At 72.4% G+C, this 18729-nt stretch carries 16 protein-coding genes; 10 read left to right on the top strand and 6 right to left on the bottom strand.

Annotation, left to right across the window (positions count from 1 at the left end; all coding sequences use genetic code 11):
* Positions 1-2 precede the first annotated feature (2 nt).
* Both Pme01_RS07750 and Pme01_RS07745 read right to left on the bottom strand, forming a co-directional pair.
* The gene (locus tag Pme01_RS07750) at positions 3-788 is read right to left on the bottom strand and encodes a site-2 protease family protein (protein WP_168114911.1); all 786 of its coding nucleotides are present in this window, start codon (positions 786-788) and stop codon (positions 3-5) included.
* 1 nt (position 789) lies between these two features.
* Positions 790-990: a hypothetical protein gene (locus Pme01_RS07745; RefSeq protein WP_168114910.1), complete on the bottom strand. Its 201-nt coding sequence runs from the start codon at positions 988-990 to the stop codon at positions 790-792.
* A 107-nt stretch (positions 991-1097) separates the two neighbouring features.
* On the opposite strand from Pme01_RS07745, the gene Pme01_RS07740 reads away from it, so the two are divergent.
* Both Pme01_RS07740 and Pme01_RS07735 read left to right on the top strand, forming a co-directional pair.
* Complete coding sequence (locus Pme01_RS07740) at positions 1098-2834, top strand: bifunctional adenosylcobinamide kinase/adenosylcobinamide-phosphate guanylyltransferase (RefSeq protein WP_168114909.1); 1737 nt, start codon at positions 1098-1100, stop codon at positions 2832-2834.
* Positions 2835-2895: 61 nt separating this feature from the next.
* Positions 2896-3669, top strand: a complete 774-nt coding sequence (locus Pme01_RS07735) for an adenosylcobinamide-GDP ribazoletransferase (protein ID WP_168115077.1) — start codon at positions 2896-2898, stop codon at positions 3667-3669.
* On the opposite strand, the gene gcvT is transcribed toward Pme01_RS07735, so the two are convergent.
* Complete coding sequence (gene gcvT / locus Pme01_RS07730; protein WP_168114908.1) at positions 3666-4763, bottom strand: glycine cleavage system aminomethyltransferase GcvT; 1098 nt, start codon at positions 4761-4763, stop codon at positions 3666-3668. The genes Pme01_RS07735 and gcvT overlap by 4 nt on opposite strands.
* Positions 4764-4865: 102 nt before the next feature.
* On the opposite strand from gcvT, the gene Pme01_RS07725 reads away from it, so the two are divergent.
* On the top strand, positions 4866-6419 hold the full coding sequence (locus tag Pme01_RS07725; RefSeq protein ID WP_168114907.1) for a leucyl aminopeptidase: 1554 nt from the start codon (positions 4866-4868) through the stop codon (positions 6417-6419).
* Here the strand turns inward: Pme01_RS07725 and Pme01_RS07720 are convergent.
* Positions 6416-6736, bottom strand: a complete 321-nt coding sequence (locus tag Pme01_RS07720) for a hypothetical protein (RefSeq protein WP_168114906.1) — start codon at positions 6734-6736, stop codon at positions 6416-6418. The genes Pme01_RS07725 and Pme01_RS07720 overlap by 4 nt on opposite strands.
* Before the next feature lie 179 nt (positions 6737-6915).
* On the opposite strand from Pme01_RS07720, the gene lpdA reads away from it, so the two are divergent.
* The 4 genes from lpdA (at position 6916) to Pme01_RS07700 (ending at position 13121) form a co-directional block, all read left to right on the top strand.
* Positions 6916-8298: a dihydrolipoyl dehydrogenase gene (lpdA, locus tag Pme01_RS07715; protein ID WP_168114905.1), complete on the top strand. Its 1383-nt coding sequence runs from the start codon at positions 6916-6918 to the stop codon at positions 8296-8298.
* Positions 8299-8376: 78 nt separating this feature from the next.
* Positions 8377-10245 carry a 2-oxoglutarate dehydrogenase, E2 component, dihydrolipoamide succinyltransferase gene (gene sucB, locus Pme01_RS07710; protein ID WP_168114904.1) on the top strand — a complete coding sequence of 623 codons (1869 nt, stop codon included), beginning with the start codon at positions 8377-8379 and terminating at the stop codon, positions 10243-10245.
* A 90-nt stretch (positions 10246-10335) separates the two neighbouring features.
* Positions 10336-11232 carry a TIGR01777 family oxidoreductase gene (locus Pme01_RS07705; RefSeq protein WP_168114903.1) on the top strand — a complete coding sequence of 299 codons (897 nt, stop codon included), beginning with the start codon at positions 10336-10338 and terminating at the stop codon, positions 11230-11232.
* Positions 11233-11396: 164 nt separating this feature from the next.
* On the top strand, positions 11397-13121 hold the full coding sequence (locus Pme01_RS07700) for a DUF6311 domain-containing protein (RefSeq protein ID WP_168115076.1): 1725 nt from the start codon (positions 11397-11399) through the stop codon (positions 13119-13121).
* A 61-nt stretch (positions 13122-13182) separates the two neighbouring features.
* Here Pme01_RS07700 and Pme01_RS07695 read toward each other — a convergent pair whose 3' ends face one another.
* Positions 13183-15336 carry an MMPL family transporter gene (locus tag Pme01_RS07695; RefSeq protein WP_168114902.1) on the bottom strand — a complete coding sequence of 718 codons (2154 nt, stop codon included), beginning with the start codon at positions 15334-15336 and terminating at the stop codon, positions 13183-13185.
* Positions 15337-15486: 150 nt separating this feature from the next.
* Between Pme01_RS07695 and lipB the strand changes: the two genes are divergently transcribed.
* The 3 genes from lipB to Pme01_RS07680 all read left to right on the top strand — a co-directional run bounded on the left by lipB (position 15487) and on the right by Pme01_RS07680 (position 18097).
* A complete protein-coding gene (gene lipB, locus Pme01_RS07690) occupies positions 15487-16128 on the top strand; it encodes a lipoyl(octanoyl) transferase LipB (RefSeq protein WP_373315469.1) in 642 nt (213 codons plus the stop codon).
* Positions 16129-16466: 338 nt separating this feature from the next.
* Complete coding sequence (gene lipA / locus Pme01_RS07685) at positions 16467-17384, top strand: lipoyl synthase (protein WP_239088087.1); 918 nt, start codon at positions 16467-16469, stop codon at positions 17382-17384.
* A gap of 23 nt (positions 17385-17407) precedes the next feature.
* On the top strand, positions 17408-18097 hold the full coding sequence (locus Pme01_RS07680) for a DUF4191 domain-containing protein (protein WP_168114900.1): 690 nt from the start codon (positions 17408-17410) through the stop codon (positions 18095-18097).
* A gap of 61 nt (positions 18098-18158) precedes the next feature.
* On the opposite strand, the gene Pme01_RS07675 is transcribed toward Pme01_RS07680, so the two are convergent.
* Positions 18159-18524, bottom strand: a complete 366-nt coding sequence (locus tag Pme01_RS07675) for an RDD family protein (RefSeq protein WP_168115074.1) — start codon at positions 18522-18524, stop codon at positions 18159-18161.
* Positions 18525-18729: the final 205 nt, after the last annotated feature.

Raw genomic sequence — 18729 nt, 5'->3', positions numbered from 1 at the left:
AGTCACATGTTCAGGTGCGGGAACAGCTCACGCCCGTAGTAGACCAGGTCGTACGGCAGTCCGATCAGATCGCCGAGGAAGTAGACGAAACCGAAGAACAGCCCTCCGATGCTCGGCGTCCACAGCAGCGCGATGAGGATGAGCATCCCGTACGGCGCGACGTGGGCGAAGCCCCGCTGCCACTGCGGGTTGAGCCAGGGGTGGATGAGGTTGCCGCCGTCGACGCCGGGGATCGGCACGAAGTTGAGCACCGTCGCGGTCAACTGCAGGAACGCCAGGAACGCCACCGCCTGCCAGAAGACCGGGTGGGTGGCGGTGTCGACGCCGAACGCGAACGGCAGCACCAGCGCGATCGTGAACAGCAGGTTGGTGGCCGGGCCGGCGAAGCTGATGAAGCTGTCCCAGCCCCGGCTGCGGATCGCGTGCCGGTCGACCCAGACCGCGCCGCCGGGCAGGCCGATGCCGCCGAGCAGCACGAACACCAGCGGGATCACGAACGACAGGAACGGGTGCGTGTACTTGGTGGGGTCCAGCGTCAGGTAACCCCGCTCCGCCACCATCCGGTCACCGCCATGGTAGGCGACGACGGCGTGCGCGTACTCGTGCAGGCACAGCGAAACGAGCCAGCCGGAGACCACGAACAGGAATACGTTGAACCGGGCGTTGCCGAAGTTCGTCCACGCCATCCAGCCGCTGACCACGACCAGGCCGGCGAGGCAGATGAAGATCGGACTGGGCCGGAAATGCGCGCGACTGACCCCGTACGGGCGGCGCTCGCTGCCTAGCACGTCACTCCCCTGGCGGTAGGAGGCTCATCCGGTACTCCACCCGGTCCTCCTCCACCAGCCTCGCGGCGACCACCCCGGCCGTCAGTAGATCACGCCAGGTCTGCCCGATCCAAGACTCGGCGTCGGACTGGCTGGAAAACGCCTCGTGCGGCCCGTCGACAGACCGCCCCTGGGCGTCCTCGTACTGCCATGTCCACGCCATGTCTCGCACCCCTTCCCCGTCAGGTCCCCGGTCAGCCTAACGACCCCCGCCCGGAAACTCGGACGCCGGGCGACGGACACGGTGCCGTGCGCCATAAGGTACGGGGCATGTCGTGGCAGTCTGGCAGGCGTCTCCTCGTACTGGGCGGAATCCGTTCCGGCAAGTCGGAGCTTGCCGAACAACTCGTGTCCGACGCCGCACAGGTCCGCTACGTGGCCACCGCCGCCGGCTCGGACGATCCGGACTGGCGGGCCAGGGTCGCGGCGCACCGGGAGCGCCGCCCCGCCGGCTGGTCGATCGAGGAGATCGGCTCCGATCCCCACCGCCTGGTCACGCTGCTCGGCGAGGCCAAGCCGGACGAGACACTACTCGTCGACGACCTCGGCGGCTGGCTCACCGCGACCCTGGACGCCGCCGGCGCCTGGGACGAGAACGCCCGCGCCGTCGACGTGGAGCCGCTCGCCGCCGCCGTACGGGACTGCCCCGCCGCCGCCCTCGTACTCGTCAGCCCCGAGGTGGGGTTGTCCGTCGTCGCGCACACCACCGCCGGCCGGCTCTTCACCGACCGGATCGGTGAGATCAACCGGGCGGTGGCCGACGCGTGCGACGCGGTCGCGTTCGTGGTCGCGGGGCAGCCCACCTGGGTCAAGGGCGCGGATCCGCGCGGCGCCGGAGCCCGTACCTTCGCCGCCGGCCCGGTCCGCACCCCGGCGCCGGCGGAGCCCGCAGCCCAGGTCGCGACCCCCGCACCCGAGCCCACCGAGAGCATCGTCACCGACCCGGGCCTGTTGGCCTGGTCCGAGACGGACACCATGCTCCTGCCGGCCCTGGACGCGGCGGCGCCCGGGACGACCACCGGGATGCCGACCATCGCGGTCGGCATGAGCCTGCCCATGCCCGACGAGGCGGCGTCGGCCGCGGCCGGCGAGCGGTTGTCCACCCTCGACGTGGCCGGCGCCGGCTTCGGGGCGCTCGCCCCGGTCGTCCGGTTCGCCGCCGGTACCCAGGGGCTGCCCATCCCCCGGCCCTGGCAGAACGTACGGCTGCTGCTGCTGCACGCCGACCACGCCGGCGACGTCGCGGCGGGCGAGTCCCCGGCCACGGCCGCGCGCCGGCTCGACGACGCCGAGCGTGGCGAGGGCACGCTGGCGCTGCTGGCAGGCGCCGCCGGCGCCGCGGTGCAGACCGTCCGGTGCCCGGGCGCGGTCGGCGCGATCGAGGACGCGGACGCGCTGTCGGACGCCGAGGTCGACGCGGCGCTGCGCTACGGCTGGGAGTTGGCCGAGAGCGCGGTGGACGCCGGGACCGACCTGATCGTCCTCGGCGCCGGCGGGGCGGGTGCCGACGCCGCCGCCGCGGCGGTGATCGCCGCGACCGCCAACGGCGAGGCTGCCGCCCTGCTCGGCCGCGTCGTCGTCCCCGGCGGACGCATCGACGACCTGGCCTGGATGCGGCGGTGCGGTGCCGTACGCGACGCGCTGCACCGGGTGCGCTCGCGGTCCAGTGACCCTCGGGCGGTCCTCGCCGCGCTGGGCGGCGCCGACCACGCCGTCGCCACCGGCGTCCTGCTCGGCGCCGCCTCCCGCCGTACCCCGGTCCTGCTGGACGGACCGGTCGGCGTCGCGGCCGCGCTGGTCGCACGGGACTTCGGCGCCCAGACCCGGCACTGGATCCTGCTGCCCGACACCGGCGGCCACCCGGCGGTACGGCTCGGCGCGGACGTCCTGGGCGTCACCCCGGTACTGGACCTCAAGCTCGGGCTCGGTGAGGGCGCGACGGCGCTCGCGGCGCTGCCAATGCTGCGCTCGGCGCTCACCCTCGCCGCCACGCTGCCCGGTGCCTGACCCGGGCCGTGATCGCGTCCTCGGCGCCGGGCTACGGCCGGCGCGGACGACCTGCGCCGGGCTGCGGCCGGCGCGGACGATCTGCGCCGGGCTGCGACTGGCGCTGACGACGTTCTCCGTGGCTCCGGTACGGGCCGGTCGCGTCGACCGGGCCGCGGCGGGCGTCGCCATGGCGCTCGCCCCGGTCGTGGGCGCGGTGCTCGGCGCCGTACTGGCCGGCGCCGGCCTCGGGCTGCGCTGGCTGGGCGCGCCGCCGCTGGTCGCCGGCGTCGCCACGGTCGGGCTCGGTGTGCTGCTCACCAGGGGCCTGCACGTGGACGGGCTGGCCGACACCGCCGACGGGCTCGGCTCGTACCGGGACGCGGCGGGCACCCTCGACGTGATGAAGAAGCCGGACATCGGCCCGTTCGGCGTCGCGGCGGTCGTCCTCAGCCTGCTGCTCCAGGCCGCCTGCGCGGCCGTACTGCTGGACCGGGCCTGGCCGGCGGCGCTCGCCGGGGTCGCGGCCGGCGCGGCGGCGGGCCGGCTCGCGGTCGCCTGGGCCTGCCGGCGCGGGGTACCGGCGGCGCGCCCCGGCGGCCTGGGCGCCATGGTCGCCGGTACCGTCGGGTGGTTTGCCGCCGTCGCGGGCCTGGCCTTCGTCGCGGTGGTGGCGCTGCCCGCCGTGCCCGGCCGGGCGTGGCAGGGCCCGGCGGCGGTGTTCGTCTCGCTCGCCGCCGCGCTGCTGCTGGTACGGCACGCGGTACGGCGGATCGGCGGCGTCACCGGTGATGTGCTCGGCGCCGTCGTCGAGGTCGGCGTGTCGATCGCCTACCTGGGGCTGGCGCTGTCCTAGCGAACCCCCGCCGAAACGAACGGCGGCTTGACCACCTTCATCCGCGAGCGGCGGCCGCGCACGTCGACCTCGACCTCGCTGCCCTCGACCAGTCCGGCGGCCGTGTCGAGCAGGGCGAGGGCGATGCCGATCCGGCGGGTGGGCGAGAACGTACCGCTGGTGATCTCCCCCACCGGGGTGTCGCCACTGAGCACCGTCATGTGCGGGCGGGGAATCCCCCGGTCGAGCACCTCCAGGCCCCACAGCGTCCGGCGCGGTCCGGCTTCCTTCTCGGCCAGCAGCGCGTCGCGGCCCCAGAACCGGGGCTTGGACCAGCCGACCGCCCAGCCGGACCTGGCCTGCACCGGGGTGATCTCCGGCGAGAGGTCCTGGCCGTGCAGCGGGTAGCCCATCTCGGTGCGCAGGGTGTCGCGGGCGGCCAGGCCGCAGGCGCGGATGCCGTGCTCGGCGCCGGCCGCCATGATCGCGTCCCATAGTTCGGTGGCGCGGCCGACCGGCGCGACCAGTTCGTACCCGTGCTCGCCGGTGTACCCGGTGCGGCACACGGTGACGTCGCCGGCGCTCGTGAAGCTCATGTACCCGTGGCCGGTCGGCAGCCCCATCGCGGCCAGCACGTCGGCGGAGCGGGGGCCCTGCACCGCGAGCACCGCGAAGTCGCGGTGCCGGTCGGTGACGGTGACGTCGGGCGGCGCGGCGGCGGCGAGCCGCCGTACCACCTCGGCGGTGTTGGCCGCGTTCGGCACGAGGAACACGTCGTCGGCGGCGTTGAGGTAGGCGATGATGTCGTCCACCACGCCGCCGGTGGCGTCGTCGCAGCAGAGGGTGTATTGGGCCTTCCCGGGCCCGATCCGGCCCAGGTCGTTGGTGAGGCACGCGTTGACGAAGCCGGCCGCACCGGGCCCGGTCACCGTCGCCTTGCCCAGGTGGGACACGTCGAACACGCCGACCGCCTCGCGGACCGCGGCGTGCTCCTTGAGGACTCCGCCGCCTGCGTACTCCAGCGGCATCTCCCAGCCGCCGAAAGCCGCGAACTTGGCGCCTAGCTCGGCGTGGCGTGGGTAGAGCGCAGGACGGAGCAACGCTGCTTCGGTCATGGCTGGCAACCTATCGCGTCGGCTCCGGGGGGTTCGCCACCGGCCGTCGATGATCGTCGCCTAGCATCGGCCCGGAAGGCACTCCCTGCGGACGGAGAACCCGTGACCTCGCTCAACCTGGTTGACACCGACCCAGCCGAACTGCGCGTCGACGCGGTCGTCATCGGGGTGCACAGCGTCGCCGAGCCCGAACCCGGCCGTTCTCCGCTGCTGCTCGCGTCCGGCGCGGAGAGCATCGCCGCCGCGTTCGAGGGCCGGCTCACCGAGACGCTCGCGCTGCTCGGCGCGACCGGCGCGACCGGTGAGGTCACGAAGCTCGCCGGCCTGGGCACGATCACGGCGCCGCTGGTCGTGGCCGTCGGCCTCGGGCCGGAGCCGACCGGTCCGGCGCCGGCACCGGAGACCCTGCGCCGGGCGGCCGGCTCGGCGGTACGGGCCCTGGCCGGCTTGTCCAGCGTGGTGCTCAGCCTCCCGCTGTCGGACGACCCGAGCGGCGCCGACGCGGTACAGGCCCTGCGGGCGACCGCCGAGGGCGCGCTGCTGGGCGGGTACCGGTTCGCGGCGTACAAGACGAAGCCGTCGCCCGGGCGGCGGGAGCCGGTCGACGCGGTGAGCGTGCACGTACCGGACGCCGCCGACCCGACGATGACCAGCGAGGCCGACCGGGTCGTGGCGGTGGCGTCGGCGGTGCACCGCGCCCGCGACTGGGTCAACACCGCCCCCAACGACCTGCGCCCGCCGGCCTTCGCCGACGCGATCGCCGAGGCGGCCACCAAGGCGGGCCTTTCGGTCGAGGTCCTCGACGAGAAGGCGCTGGCAGAGGCGGGCTACGGCGGCATCCTCGCGGTCGGCCAGGGCTCGTCCGCCCCGCCCCGCCTGGTGCGGCTGGCGTACCGGCCGGACGGCTCCCCGGCCAAGCACGTCGCGCTGGTCGGCAAGGGCATCACGTTCGACAGCGGCGGTGTGTCCATCAAGCCCGCGCAGGGCATGTGGGAGATGAAGTCGGACATGGCGGGCGCGGCCGCGGTGGCCGCCACGATGCTCGCGGTCGCGGCGCTCAAGCCGGACGTGGCCGTCACCGGATACGCGGCGCTGGCCGAGAACATGCCTTCCGGCTCGGCGTACCGCCCCGGTGACGTGGTGCGCATGTACGGCGGCAAGCACGTCGAGGTGCTCAACACCGACGCCGAGGGCCGGATGGTGCTGGCCGACGCGATCGTACGGGCCGGCGAGGACAACCCGGACTATCTGGTCGAAACTTCTACGCTCACCGGCGGGCAGGTCGTCGCGCTGGGCAAGCGGGTCGCGGGCCTGATGGGCGACGCCGACTTCCTGCGCCGGCTCAAGGAGGTCGGCGACGCCGTCGGCGAGCCCGGCTGGCCGATGCCGCTCCCCGACGACGTCCGCAAGGGCATGGAGTCCGAGGTGGCCGACATCTCGCAGGTCAACGCCGGCATGGACCGCGCCGGCCACATGCTCCAGGGCGGCGTGTTCCTGTCCGAGTTCGTCCCGGCCGGCCTGCCGTGGGCCCACGTCGACATCGCCGGGCCGGCGTACCACTCCGGCGAGCCGTTCGGGTACTGGACGAAGGGCGGCACCGGGGTACCGGTACGCACGCTGACCGCGCTGATCGAGGACGTCGCCGCGAACGGTTAGGCCTCGGCCTGCTTGCGGCGGGCGTTGTAGTCGCGCATGCGCTGGGGGTACCCGACCAGCGCGACGTCGTAGACCGGAATCCCGAGCCGGTGGCCCCAGCGGCGGGCCTCGTCCGGGCTGCCGATGCGCCGGCGGGTCCACTCCCCGTCGTGGGCGATGAGGATGACGGTGGTCTCGGTGACCGTCGTGCGGGGCTCGATCAGCGCCTCCACGCCACGCCGGCTACGCGCGAAGTGCTCCAGATGTTCGAGGTCTTCCTGGCTGGCCGCACGGCGCCCAGCGACCGCCGCCTTCTGGCGTCGCCGAAACAGAGCCACCGACGATCCTCCTCCCCGTCAGGGCCGCCGGCCCGGCCGGCGGTGCGCAAAGGGTACGCCCGATGAGCGTGTCGTAGGGCACCTCGTTTCTCAGTTGCCTTCACACAGTGACAAGATGTCCGAGGATTGTGAATAGCGCCGGCCGCCGTGACCGGCCGTGCACCGCCAGGGAGATATACGTGAGCGACCCCAACGCCGGTTACGACGTAGTGATCCTCGGCGGCGGCAGCGGCGGTTACGCCACCGCGCTGCGCGCCGCGGAGCTGGACCTGTCCGTCGTGCTGATCGAGAAGGACAAGGTCGGCGGTACCTGCCTGCACCGCGGCTGCATCCCGACGAAGGCGCTGCTGCACGCCGGTGAGGTCGCCGACGCCACCCGCGAGGCCGAGCAGTTCGGCGTCCAGGCCACGTTCAACGGCATCGACATGAAGGCCGTGAACACGTACAAGGACGGCGTCGTCAGCCGGCTCTACAAGGGCCTGCAAGGGCTGATCAAGTCCCGCAAGATCACGTACGTCGAGGGCGAGGGCCGGCTGGTCGCGCCGAACGCCGTCGAGGTGAACGGCCAGCGGTACACCGGCCGCAACATCGTGCTCGCCACCGGGTCGTACTCGAAGTCCCTGCCGGGCCTGGAGGTCGACGGTGAGCGCGTGATCACCTCCGAGCACGCCCTGGCCCTCGACCACGTACCCGCGTCCGCCGTGATCCTGGGCGGCGGCGTCATCGGCTGCGAGTTCGCCAGCGCCTGGAAGTCGTTCGGCGTGGACGTCACCATCGTCGAGGCGCTGCCCCGCCTGGTCGCCGCCGAGGACGAGCAGAGCTCGAAGGCGCTGGAGCGGGCGTTCCGCAAGCGCGGCATCGCGTTCAAGGTCGGCAAGCCGTTCGAGAAGGTCGAGACCACCGACGCCGGCGTCAAGGTCAGCATCCAGGGCGGCGACACCCTCGAGGCCGAACTGCTGCTGGTCGCCGTCGGGCGCGGGCCGGTGACGTCCAACATCGGGTACGAGGAGCAGGGCGTCACCATGGAGCGCGGCTTCGTGCTCACCGACGAGCGCCTGCGCACCAACCTGCCGAACGTGTACGCCGTCGGCGACATCGTGCCGGGTCTCCAGCTCGCCCACCGCGGCTTCCAGCAGGGCATCTTCGTCGCCGAGGAGATCGCCGGGCTGAACCCGCCGGTCATCGACGAGAGCGGCATCCCGCGGGTGACCTACACCGAGCCGGAGGTCGCGTCCATGGGCCTGACCGAGGCCAAGGCGCGCGAGAAGTACGGCGACAAGGTCGAGACGGTCACCTACGACCTGGCCGGCAACGGCAAGAGCCAGATCCTCAAGACCGCGGGCTTCGTCAAGCTCGTCCGCGCCCCCGAGGGGCCGGTCGTCGGCCTGCACCTGGTCGGCAGCCGGGTCAGCGAACTGATCGGCGAGGCGCAGCTGATCTACAACTGGGAGGCGTTCCCCGCGGAGGTCGCCCAGCTCATCCACTCGCACCCGAGCCAGAGCGAGGCGCTCGGCGAGGCCCACCTGGCGCTGGCCGGCAAGCCACTGCACGTCCACGGGTGAGCCAAAACCCTTACCACCCAGTAGTCGTTGACGACGTGAAAAGCTGGCGACACCAGCTACATATGAGGAGTCTGTGAAATGCCGGTATCGGTCACCATGCCGGCCCTCGGCGAGTCGGTCACCGAGGGCACCGTCACCCGCTGGTTGAAGCAGGAGGGTGATCGGGTCGAGGCCGACGAGCCTCTGCTCGAGGTCTCCACCGACAAGGTGGACACCGAGATCCCCTCCCCCGCCGCCGGGATCCTCTCGAAGATCGTGGTGGCCGAGGACGAGACCGTCGAGGTCGGCAGCGAGCTGGCGATCATCGCCGGCGACGGCGAGTCGGTCGGCGACAGCGCACCGGCCGGGACCGGCGACGAGCAGGCCGGGGTTCAGCCGACCGCGACGCCGGCCGAGGAGGCCGAGCCCGAGGCGCCGGCCCCCGACGCCGAGAAGGTGGCCGCGAGCCAGCCCCAGGGCGGCGGCGAGCAGTCGGGCAACGGGTCCGGCGGCGGCCCGGGTACGCCGGTGACGATGCCGGCGCTCGGCGAGTCGGTCACCGAAGGTACGGTCACCCGCTGGCTCAAGTCGGTGGGCGACACCGTCGAGGCCGACGAGCCTCTGCTCGAGGTCTCCACCGACAAGGTCGACACCGAGATCCCGGCGCCGGTGAGCGGCACGCTGCTCGAGATCAAGGTGCCCGAGGACGAGACGGTGGCGGTCGGCGCCGAGCTGGCGGTCATCGGGGAGGCCGGTGGCGGCGCCCAGCCGGCGCAGGCCCGGCACGCCGCGCCCGAGCAGGCCGCGCAGCCGGCCGCGAAGGCCGAGTCCGCGCAGCAGGTCCAGCCCGCGCCGGCGAAGGCGGAGGCGGCCCAGCCGGCTCCGCAGGCCCAGCCCGCGCCCGCGAAGGCGGAGACCGCCCAGCCCGCCCAGGCCCAGCCGCAGCCGGCCGCCGCAGCCGCCGGTAACGGTGCCGGCCAGCAGGCCACCGCGGCCCAGGCGGTCGAGGACTTCGGCGGCTACGTCACGCCGCTGGTACGCCGCCTCGCCGGCGAGCACGGCGTCGACCTGTCGAAGCTGAGCGGTACCGGGGTCGGCGGGCGGATCCGCAAGCAGGACGTCCTCGACGCCGCCGAGCGCCAGCGGGCGGAGGCGGCGAAGGCCGCGCAGCCGGCCAAGGCGCAGCCCAGCGGCGTACGGGGCGGCTCCACCTCGGCGCCGGCGAAGCCGCAGCCGAGCCCGCTGCGTGGCCGTACCGAGAAGCTGACCCGGATCCGGGCCATCACCGCCAAGCGGATGGTCGAGTCGCTGCAGATCTCGGCGCAGCTCACCACCGTGGTCGAGGTCGACGTCACCCGCATCGCACGGCTGCGGAACCAGGCGAAGGCGCAGTTCCAGCAGCTGCACGGCGTGAAGCTGTCGTTCCTGCCGTTCTTCGCGCTGGCCACCGTCGAGGCGCTGCGGGCCCACCCGAACGTCAACGCCTCGATCGACCTGGAGGCGAACACCGTCACGTACCACGACGGCGAGCACCTGGGCATCGCGGTGGACACCGAGAAGGGCCTGATGGTTCCGGTGATCCGCGACGCGGGTGACCTCAACCTGGCCGGCCTGGCCAAGCGCATCGCCGACCTGGCGGAGCGCACCCGCAGCATGAAGATCGACCCGAACGAGCTGTCGGGCGGCACGTTCACGCTGACCAACACCGGCAGCCGGGGCGCCCTGTTCGACACGCCGATCATCAACCAGCCGCAGGTCGGCATCCTCGGTACCGGCTCGGTCGTCAAGCGGGCCGTCGTCGTGGACGACCCGGACCTTGGCGAGATCATCGTGCCGCGTTCGATGGTGTACCTCGCGCTCTCCTACGACCACCGGCAGGTCGACGGCGCCGACGCGGCGCGGTTCCTGACCACGATCAAGGAGCGCCTCGAGGGCGGCCACTTCGAGTCGGAGCTCGGCCTGGCCTGAGGTCAAGCATGATCGCGGAGAGTCCGGGCACCGTACGGTCGCCCGGACTCTCCCGTCTTCAGCGAACGTCTCCCGCGAAGGGTGTGGCTCATGCGGATCCTGGTCGCCGGCGCGTCCGGCTTTCTCGGTACCCGGCTGGTCGGTGCCCTGACCGAGGACGGGCACAAGATCCGGACGCTGGTACGGCGTGAACCACGTACCGCGGCCGAGACCCGCTGGGAGCCGTCCCGGCGCCGGGTCGACCCGGAGGTGGTCGCGGACGCCGACGCTGTGATCAATCTCGCCGGCGCGAACGTGGGCGGCCGGCGCTGGACCGAGGCGTACAAGCGTGAGCTGTGGGACAGCCGGGTCGACACCACGGCCACCCTCGCGGCCGCCCTGGCCGCGATCGACTCGCATCAGCCGAAGATCCTGCTCAACTCGTCGGCGGTCGGCTTCTACGGCGACACCGGCGACCGGCCCGTGGACGAGCAGGCCCCGCCCGGTACCGGCTTCCTGGCCGACTTGTGCCGGGAGTGGGAGGCGGCCACCGCACCCGCCGAGGCGGCCGGGGTACGGGTGGCGCACCTGCGTACCGGCTTACCGCTGGACTCCGTCGAGGGCTTCCTCAAGCCGCTGTTGCTGCTGTTCAAGCTGGGCCTCGGCGGCAAGCTGGGCAGCGGCGACCAGTACCTGCCCTGGATCTCGCTGCCGGACTGGCTGGCGGCCGTACGGTTCCTGCTGGACCACGACATATCGGGCCCGGTGAACCTGACCGGGCCGAACCCGGTCACGAACGCCGCGTTCACCCGCGCCCTGGCCCGGCAGGTGCACCGGCCCGCGCTGGTACCCGTACCGCGGCTCGCGCTGCGGGCGGTGCTCGGTGAGTTCGGCAACGAGGCGGTCGCCAGCCAACGCGTCCTGCCGGGTGTCCTGACCACGGCCGGGTTCGACTTCCGGTACCGCGACGTGACCTCGGCGCTTCGCTGGGCCGTCGAGCATCCGTAGATGACCGGGCCGCGATCGAACCTCCGTCAGCAGGCGTTGGTACCCTGCCCCGAGTGTCAGTGACGCAACAGGACAGTGCCGGGACGGTCGCCGGCACGGCGCTCGCCGATAGGCAGACCGAACCGGACGCCGGCCGACGGGGGCGTCGGTCCGCCGACGTGCTCATGGTCGTGCTGGCTCTCGCCATCACCGGCTGGCTCACCTCCGGCCTGTGGATCGACCCCAACCACCGGGCGATGCGGGTCAACGCCAGCGACCAGTCCCTCTTCGAGTGGCTGCTGTCGTACGCGGCCGACACGCTGCGCAACGGTCACGACCCGTTCTTCACGTCGCTGCTCAACGCGCCGCTCGGGGCCAACCTCGCCGTCAACACCGCGGTGTCCGTCCTGGGCTGGGTGCTCGCCCCGGTGACGCTGCTGCTGAGCCCGTCGGTGTCGTTCGCGATCGCGCTGACGTTCGGGATCGCCGCCACCCCGGTGGCGTGGTACCTGCTGCTGTCGCGCACGGTCGTACGGAGCCGGGCCGCCGCGATCGTCGGTGGCCTGTTCTGCGGCTTCGCGCCGGGGCTGGTCTCGCACGCCAACGCGCACGTCAACTTCGCCTCGGGTTACCTCATACCGCTGATCGTCTGGCGGGTCCTGGAGCTGCGCCGGCCCGGCCGCGCGGTACGCAACGGGATGATCCTCGGCGCGCTGGTCGCCGTGCAGTACTCCCTCGGCGGGGAGACGCTGTTCTTCACCGCGCTGACCTGCGGGGTGTTCCTCGGTTTCTGGCTGCTGACGGGCCACCGCGAGCCGCGCGACACGCTGGTGACGTTCGCCCGGGGGCTGGGCGCGACCGCGGTCACCGCGTTCGCGCTGCTGGCGTACCCGCTGTGGATGATGTTCTTCGGCCCCGGCCACTACCACGGCACCGGGTTCGACCAGGTCCAGCACAGCGAGGACCTGCTGGCGTACGGCGCCTTCCCGCGCCGGTCAATGGCCGGGATGCTGGGGCTCGACAGCCGGCTCGCGGCCAACCCGACCGAGGAGAACAGCTTCTTCGGCGTCACCACGCTGCTGATCCTGGTCGGCGCTGGTGTGCTGGCGCTGCGCGCCCGTGATCTCGCCCGGCGCAGGCTGGCGCGCGCCGTGCTCTACAGCGTGGTGGCGTTCGCGGTGCTCTCGCTGGGCCCCGAGCTCCACGTCGCCGGGTACCGGACCGGCTTCCCGCTGCCGTACGCGCTGCTGCGGCACGCACCGCTGTTCGACTCGGCGCTGCCCGGCCGGCTCGCGCTGATCGTCACCGCGCTCGCCGGCGTGCTGCTGGCCCTGGGCCTGGACCGGCTGCCGGAGCTGCGGCGACCGCGGCTGGTCGCCGCCGCCGTGGCGATCGGCCTGCTGCCGATCGTGCCGGTCCCGCTGCTGACCATGGAACGCTCGCCCGTGCCGCACTTCTTCAGCTCCGGCGCGTGGCGCGGGTACGTCGAGCCGGGCGAGACGCTGATCCCGCTGCCGGTGCCGTCCGACTGGATCCCGGACGGCCAGCGCTGGCAGACGGCCGCGCTGTCGAGCGGCGACGGTGCGACGTTCCGGATCCCGGCCGGCTTCTTCCTGGGGCCGGACGCGGGCGGCCGCGGCCGTATCGGGCCGGTGCCCCGCTGGACCCAGACCACCTTCGCCGAGACCGCCCTGGCCGGGAACCGGCCGCTGGCGATCACGCCGGTGATGGAGGTCGAGGCGCGCAAGGACCTCGAGTACTGGGGCGGCCGGGTCGTGGTGATGCCCGCCGGCGCCGGCCAGGGCACCCGGTGGGCCCGAAACCACGATCTGGTCCTGGAGCTGGCGACCGAGCTGTACGGTCAGCCGACGCGCGTCGACGACGTGTGGCTCTGGCGCGTGGCCAACTGATGATCACCGAGAGTTCGGGGCGCTCCGACGCCCCGAACTCTCGGTGATCACGGGAGGGGCTTCAGCCGACCGGCGCCGGCTCCTGCGGGGCCGCCGCCGGCACCGGCCGCCTCGACAGCGCGCCCGGCCACCAGACGGCCCGGCCGACGTCGACGGTGAGCGCCGGCACCAGCAGTGACCGTACGACCAGGGTGTCGAGCAGGACGCCGAACGCGACCGCGAACGCGACCTCGGCGACGAACACCAGCGGCAGTACGGACAGGGCCGCGAAGGTCGCCGCGAGCACCACGCCGGCGGAGGTGATCACGCCACCGGTGACCGACAGGCCGGCGAGCGTGCCCGCGCGGTGGCCGCGCCGGGCGGCCTCCTCGCGTACCCGGGTCATCAGGAAGATGTTGTAGTCCACCCCGAGCGCCACCAGGAACACGAACGCGAACAGCGGGTACGACGAGTCCGCCCCGGCGAAGCCGAGCAGGTCGCGGAAGACCACGCCGGAGACGCCGAGCGTGGCGAGGAACGACAGGATGACCGTCCCGATCAGCAGCAGCGGGGCGACCACCGCCCGCAGCAGCAGCATCAGGACGACGAACACCACCCCGAGCACCAGCGGGATGATCACGTTGCGGTCGTGCCGCGCCGTGCTCTGTACGTCCAGGTTGATCGCGGTGTACCCGCCGACCTTCGCCTCCGCGCCCGGCAGTGCGTGCAGTTTCGTGCGCAGCGCCGTGATCACGTCGTCGGCCTGCGGCGAGTCGGCGGGTACGGCGAGGGTGACGTCGACGCGGACCAGTCCTTCGACGATCTTCGGCAGCGGGGTCGCGATCGGCGGGGTGGCTGCCGGCGGCGGTACCGGCGTGAACGGGACCGCCTGCGCCACGCCCGGTACCGCCCGAGCGGCGCTGACCACGTCGTTGAGCGCGTCGGCCCGCGCGGTGACGATGGCGGGGCTGCCGGTGCCGGCCGGGAAGTGCCGGCCGATCTCCTCCTGGGCGATCTTGGAGTCGGGGCGGCCCAGGAACTGCTCGGTCTGCGGGATGCCGTCGGCCTGCAGCCGGACCAGGCCGAGGGAGCAGACGCCCAGGACCAGGGCGGTCGCCACCCACACGATCCGCGGGCGGGCGCCGACCATCCGCGCGACCCGGGCCCACACGCCGTGCTCCTCGACCGGCCGGGAACCGAAGCGCGGCAGGAACGGCCAGAACGCCACCCGCCCGCAGAGCGCCAGTACGGCCGGCAGCAGGAAGAGCATGCAGACCAGTGCACAGAAGATGCCGATCGCGGCGACCGGGCCCATCCCCTGGTTGGACTTCAGGTTCGACACCAGCAGGCAGAGCAGCCCGAGGATGACCGTGGCGGCGCTCGCCGCGATCGGTTCGACCGAGGCGCGCCAGGCGGTGCGGATGGCGTCGTACCGGGACTCGTGCCGGCGTAGCTCCTCGCGGAACCGGGAGACCATCAGCAGCGCGTAGTCGGTACCGGCGCCGACCACCAGGACGTCCAGGATCGCCTGCGTCTGCCCGGACACGGTCAGGATGTCGTTGCGCGCCAGCAGGTACACCAGGCCGTTGGAGATGCCCAGGGACACGCCCGCGACCCCGAGCACCACGAGCGGCAGGATCGGGCTGCGGTACACGACGACGAGGATGAACAGCACGATGCCGGCGGTGGCGGCCAGCAGCATGCCGTTGATCGCGTCGAACACCGTCATCATGTCGGCCAGGACCCCGCCCGGGCCGCCGACGTGCCCGCTCAGCCCGGGGGTGTCGCCGACGCGGTCGCGGATCCAGTTGATGTCGGTCTTGAGCTTCTGCGCGTCCGAGCCGGCGAACTGCACGAGGACCTGGGCTGCGCGCCGGTCGGCCGACGGGACCGGTCCGACCGCCGGGGAGGCCAGTTTGCCGCCGAGTCGGTTGTTGATCTCCGCCACGTCCGCGGCCATCTTGCGCTGGTCGTCCGGAGTCAGGCCGGACGGCCGGCTGTAGACGATGAACACCGGCATGGTGTCCCGGCCCGCGAACCGCTTGGTCTGCTCCAGGACCGTGGTCGCCTCGGCACTGGCCGGCAGGTACTCGGCGCTGTCGTTGCGCTGCACCTCGGAGACCTTGCCCGCGAGGCTACCCAGCGGCCCTGCGACCAGCAGGAATGCGATGATGCCCAGCGCCGGCAGCAGCCAGCGGAGCCGTCGCCGCGCTGTCGACCTTTCTCCGACCGTCATCCCCGCTCCAATCGCCAAAGTGGCACGTGGTGTCAGAACGCAGAGAGGGTACCCGGCCGGGTTCCGGACATACCCATGATCGGGCGCTATGAGACCCCGAACTTTCGGCGATCATGGGGGCGGCGGCCCGGCAGCGCTACGCTCATCGACGTGACCAGTGCGAGCCTTGGCACCCTGCGACCGGTGCATGCGGGGGTAACCGACTATCTGACCGCCTGGGACGAGCAGCGCCGGCTGCACGAGGCGGTGGCCTCGGGTACCGAGCCCGACACCGTGCTGCTGCTGGAGCACCCGAGCGTGTACACCGCCGGTAAGCGCACCGAGCCGTGGGACCGGCCGATGGACGGCACCCCGGTCGTCGACGTCGACCGGGGCGGCAAGATCACCTGGCACGGCCCGGGACAGCTCGTCGGGTACCCGATCGTCAAGCTGCCCGACCCGCTCGACGTCGTCGCGTACGTGCGCCGGGTCGAGCAGATGCTCATCGACGTCTGCGCGGAGTTCGGCCTGCCGACGGACCGGGTCGAGGGCCGCAGCGGCGTCTGGGTGCCCTCCGACGAGCGCGGACCGGAGCGCAAGGTCGCCGCGATCGGCATCCGGGTGGCGCGCGGCGCGACCATGCACGGCTTCTCCCTCAACTGCGACTGCGACCTGGGCGCGTTCGACAACTTCGTGCCCTGCGGCATCCGCGACGCCGGCGTCACGTCGCTGTCGGCCGAGCTGGGCCGGCAGATCACCGTCGCCGAGGCGTTGCCGATCGTCGAGAAGCACCTGCCGACGATCCTGGCCTGAACCGCCACCACCGGCACCCGTTCGCCGCCGTCACCGCACCCGCTCTTTGCCATCACCGCGCTTTGCTCTGCTCCCGCTCAGGCATCATCACCGGTAGCTCACCTACCGGTGATGCCGATCCGGGAGCAGAGCAAAGCCGCGCGCACGGTGTCCTGAGGCGTCGCCCTATGGCGTCAGGCGGTGCAGGTCCCGCGGGAAGAGGGTGACCTCGCGCACGTTCGCCGCCCCGACCAGCGCGACCCATTTCGTGACGCTCATCGCGGTCTTTGTCGCGGCGAGCCACCGGCGCCGGGGCGTACGCTGACGACGTGACGATCGTCCAGCCCGAGGGCCGCCGGATGCTGCGCATCGAGGCCCGCAACGCCGAGACCCCCATCGAGCGAAAGCCGCCGTGGATCAAGGTCAAAGCCAAGATGGGGCCGGAGTACACCCAGCTCAGGGGCCTGGTCAGCCGGGAAGGGCTGCACACGGTCTGCCAGGAGGCGGGCTGCCCCAACATCTACGAATGCTGGGAGGACCGGGAGGCCACCTTCCTCATCGGCGGCGACCAGTGCACACGTCGGTGTGACTTCTGTCAGATCGACACCGGCAAGCCTGCCGAGTTCGACGCCGACGAGCCCCGGCGGGTGGCCGAGTCGGTCAAGACCATGGGCCTGCGGTACGCCACGATCACCGGCGTCGCCCGCGACGACCTGCCCGACGGCGGCGCGTGGCTGTACGCGGAGACCGTCCGCCAGATCCACTCCCTCCTGCCGGGCTGCGGCGTCGAGCTGCTGATCCCCGACTTCAACGCCGACCCGGAGCAGCTAGCCGAGGTCTTCGGCTCGCGCCCCGAGGTGCTCGCGCACAACGTCGAGACGGTGCCGCGGATCTTCAAGCGGATCCGGCCGGGGTTCCGGTACGAGCGCTCCCTCGAGGTCATCACCCGCGCCCGGGCGGAGGGGCTGGTCACCAAGTCCAACCTCATCCTCGGCCTCGGCGAGGAGCGCGCCGAGGTGTCGCAGGCGCTGCGCGACCTGTACGAGGCCGGCTGCGAGCTGATCACGATCACGCAGTACCTGCGCCCGACCCCGCGCCACCACCCGGTGGAGCGCTGGGTGAAGCCGGAGGAGTTCGTCGAGCTGCGCGAGGAGGCCGAGCAGATCGGCTACGCCGGCGTGATGTCCGGGCCCCTGGTCCGCTCGTCGTACCGGGCCGGCCGGCTGTACCGGCAGGCGGTCGATGCGCGTTCGGTCACGCCAGCAAAGGCGCCGTGACCGGGCACACTAGACTCGGCTCCATGGCCACCGCCCCCCAGAAAGTCAAGTTCCGCGATCGCCTCAAGCAGATCGGGATGGTGTTCTCCTTCACCGCCAAGCGGGACAAGCTGTTCCTCCCTCTTGTCCTGATCGCGGTGATCGTGCCGCTCGCGGCCGCCGGGATCGCGGTGGCCCTGGGCGCGAGCTGGACCTGGCTCGCCCTGGGCCTGCTCACCGCCGTCCTCGCCGTGATGATCGTGCTGAACCTGCGTTCCAACAACGCGATGATGGCGGAGATGGCCGGCCAGCCGGGCGCCGCCGCCGCACTGATCGAGAACATGCGCGGCGACTGGCGGGTGACCCAGGCCGTGCAGTACACGGGTCAGTTCGACGTGGTGCACCTGGTGGTCGGCCGGCCGGGCGTGATCCTGATCGGCGAGGGCAACCCGCAGCGGGTACGCCAGCTGCTGGGCCAGGAGAAGCGGCGGCTGGCCAAGGTGATCGGCAGCGCCGACATGCGCGACTTCATCATCGGCGACGCCGAGGGCCTGATGCCGCTGAACAAGCTGCGCAACACGCTCATGCGGCTGCCCCGTACGATCAGCGGCAAAGAGGTCAACGCGCTGGACCGGCGCCTGAAGGCGCTGAGCACCCGGCCGAAGATGCCGCAGGGCCAGATCCCGAAGAACATGCGGCCCAAGGGCTCCTTCCGCGCCATGCGCGGCCGCTGACCCCGTTTCTTCCACGATCGTGGCGGATTTTCCGTGCCGGAGCACGGAAAATCCGCCACGATCACGAAGAGGGTGCTGAGGGGGCGCCGGGCTCGGCCCAGGCCTCGGGCTCGGCGGCGGCCGACCGCTTCGTAGCGATCACGACCGAACCGACTGCCCGGTCGTGCCAGCCGCGCCGGTACCGGTCCATGACCAGCGCCGGTACCAGGAGCGCCAGCAGCACACCGCGCAGCAGCGCCCGCGGGATCCCGATCGGCCGCCCGTCGGCCGCCGACACGGCCGCGATCCCGGTCAGGCGCATGCCGGGCGTCTGGCCGAACAGGCCGAGGAAGAACGCGTACTCCACGACCAGAACGAACGGGGCCCAGTTGTTGGGGAACGGCCCCAGGAACCCGGCGATCAACAGGCAGAGCAGCCAGTCGATCATCAGCGCGCCGAACCGGCGCTGGAGGCTCGCGATCGGCCACGGCGCTACCGACTCCGGCGCCGTCGCGTTACTGTCGGTTACGACCGGCTCCGCCGGTTTCCTCTGTTCCGCCACGGCTCACCAGACTATTGGGCCGCCCGCGCGACGCCACAACCGGCGTGACGTGCGCAACAGCGGAATCGATCGAGGAAACACGTCGGAAACA

This window comes from Planosporangium mesophilum, assembly GCF_016863255.1.
Classification (GTDB): domain Bacteria; phylum Actinomycetota; class Actinomycetes; order Mycobacteriales; family Micromonosporaceae; genus Planosporangium; species Planosporangium mesophilum.
Note: the sequence above shows the minus strand (reverse complement) of the source record. Positions and strands in the feature narration are given on the sequence as shown.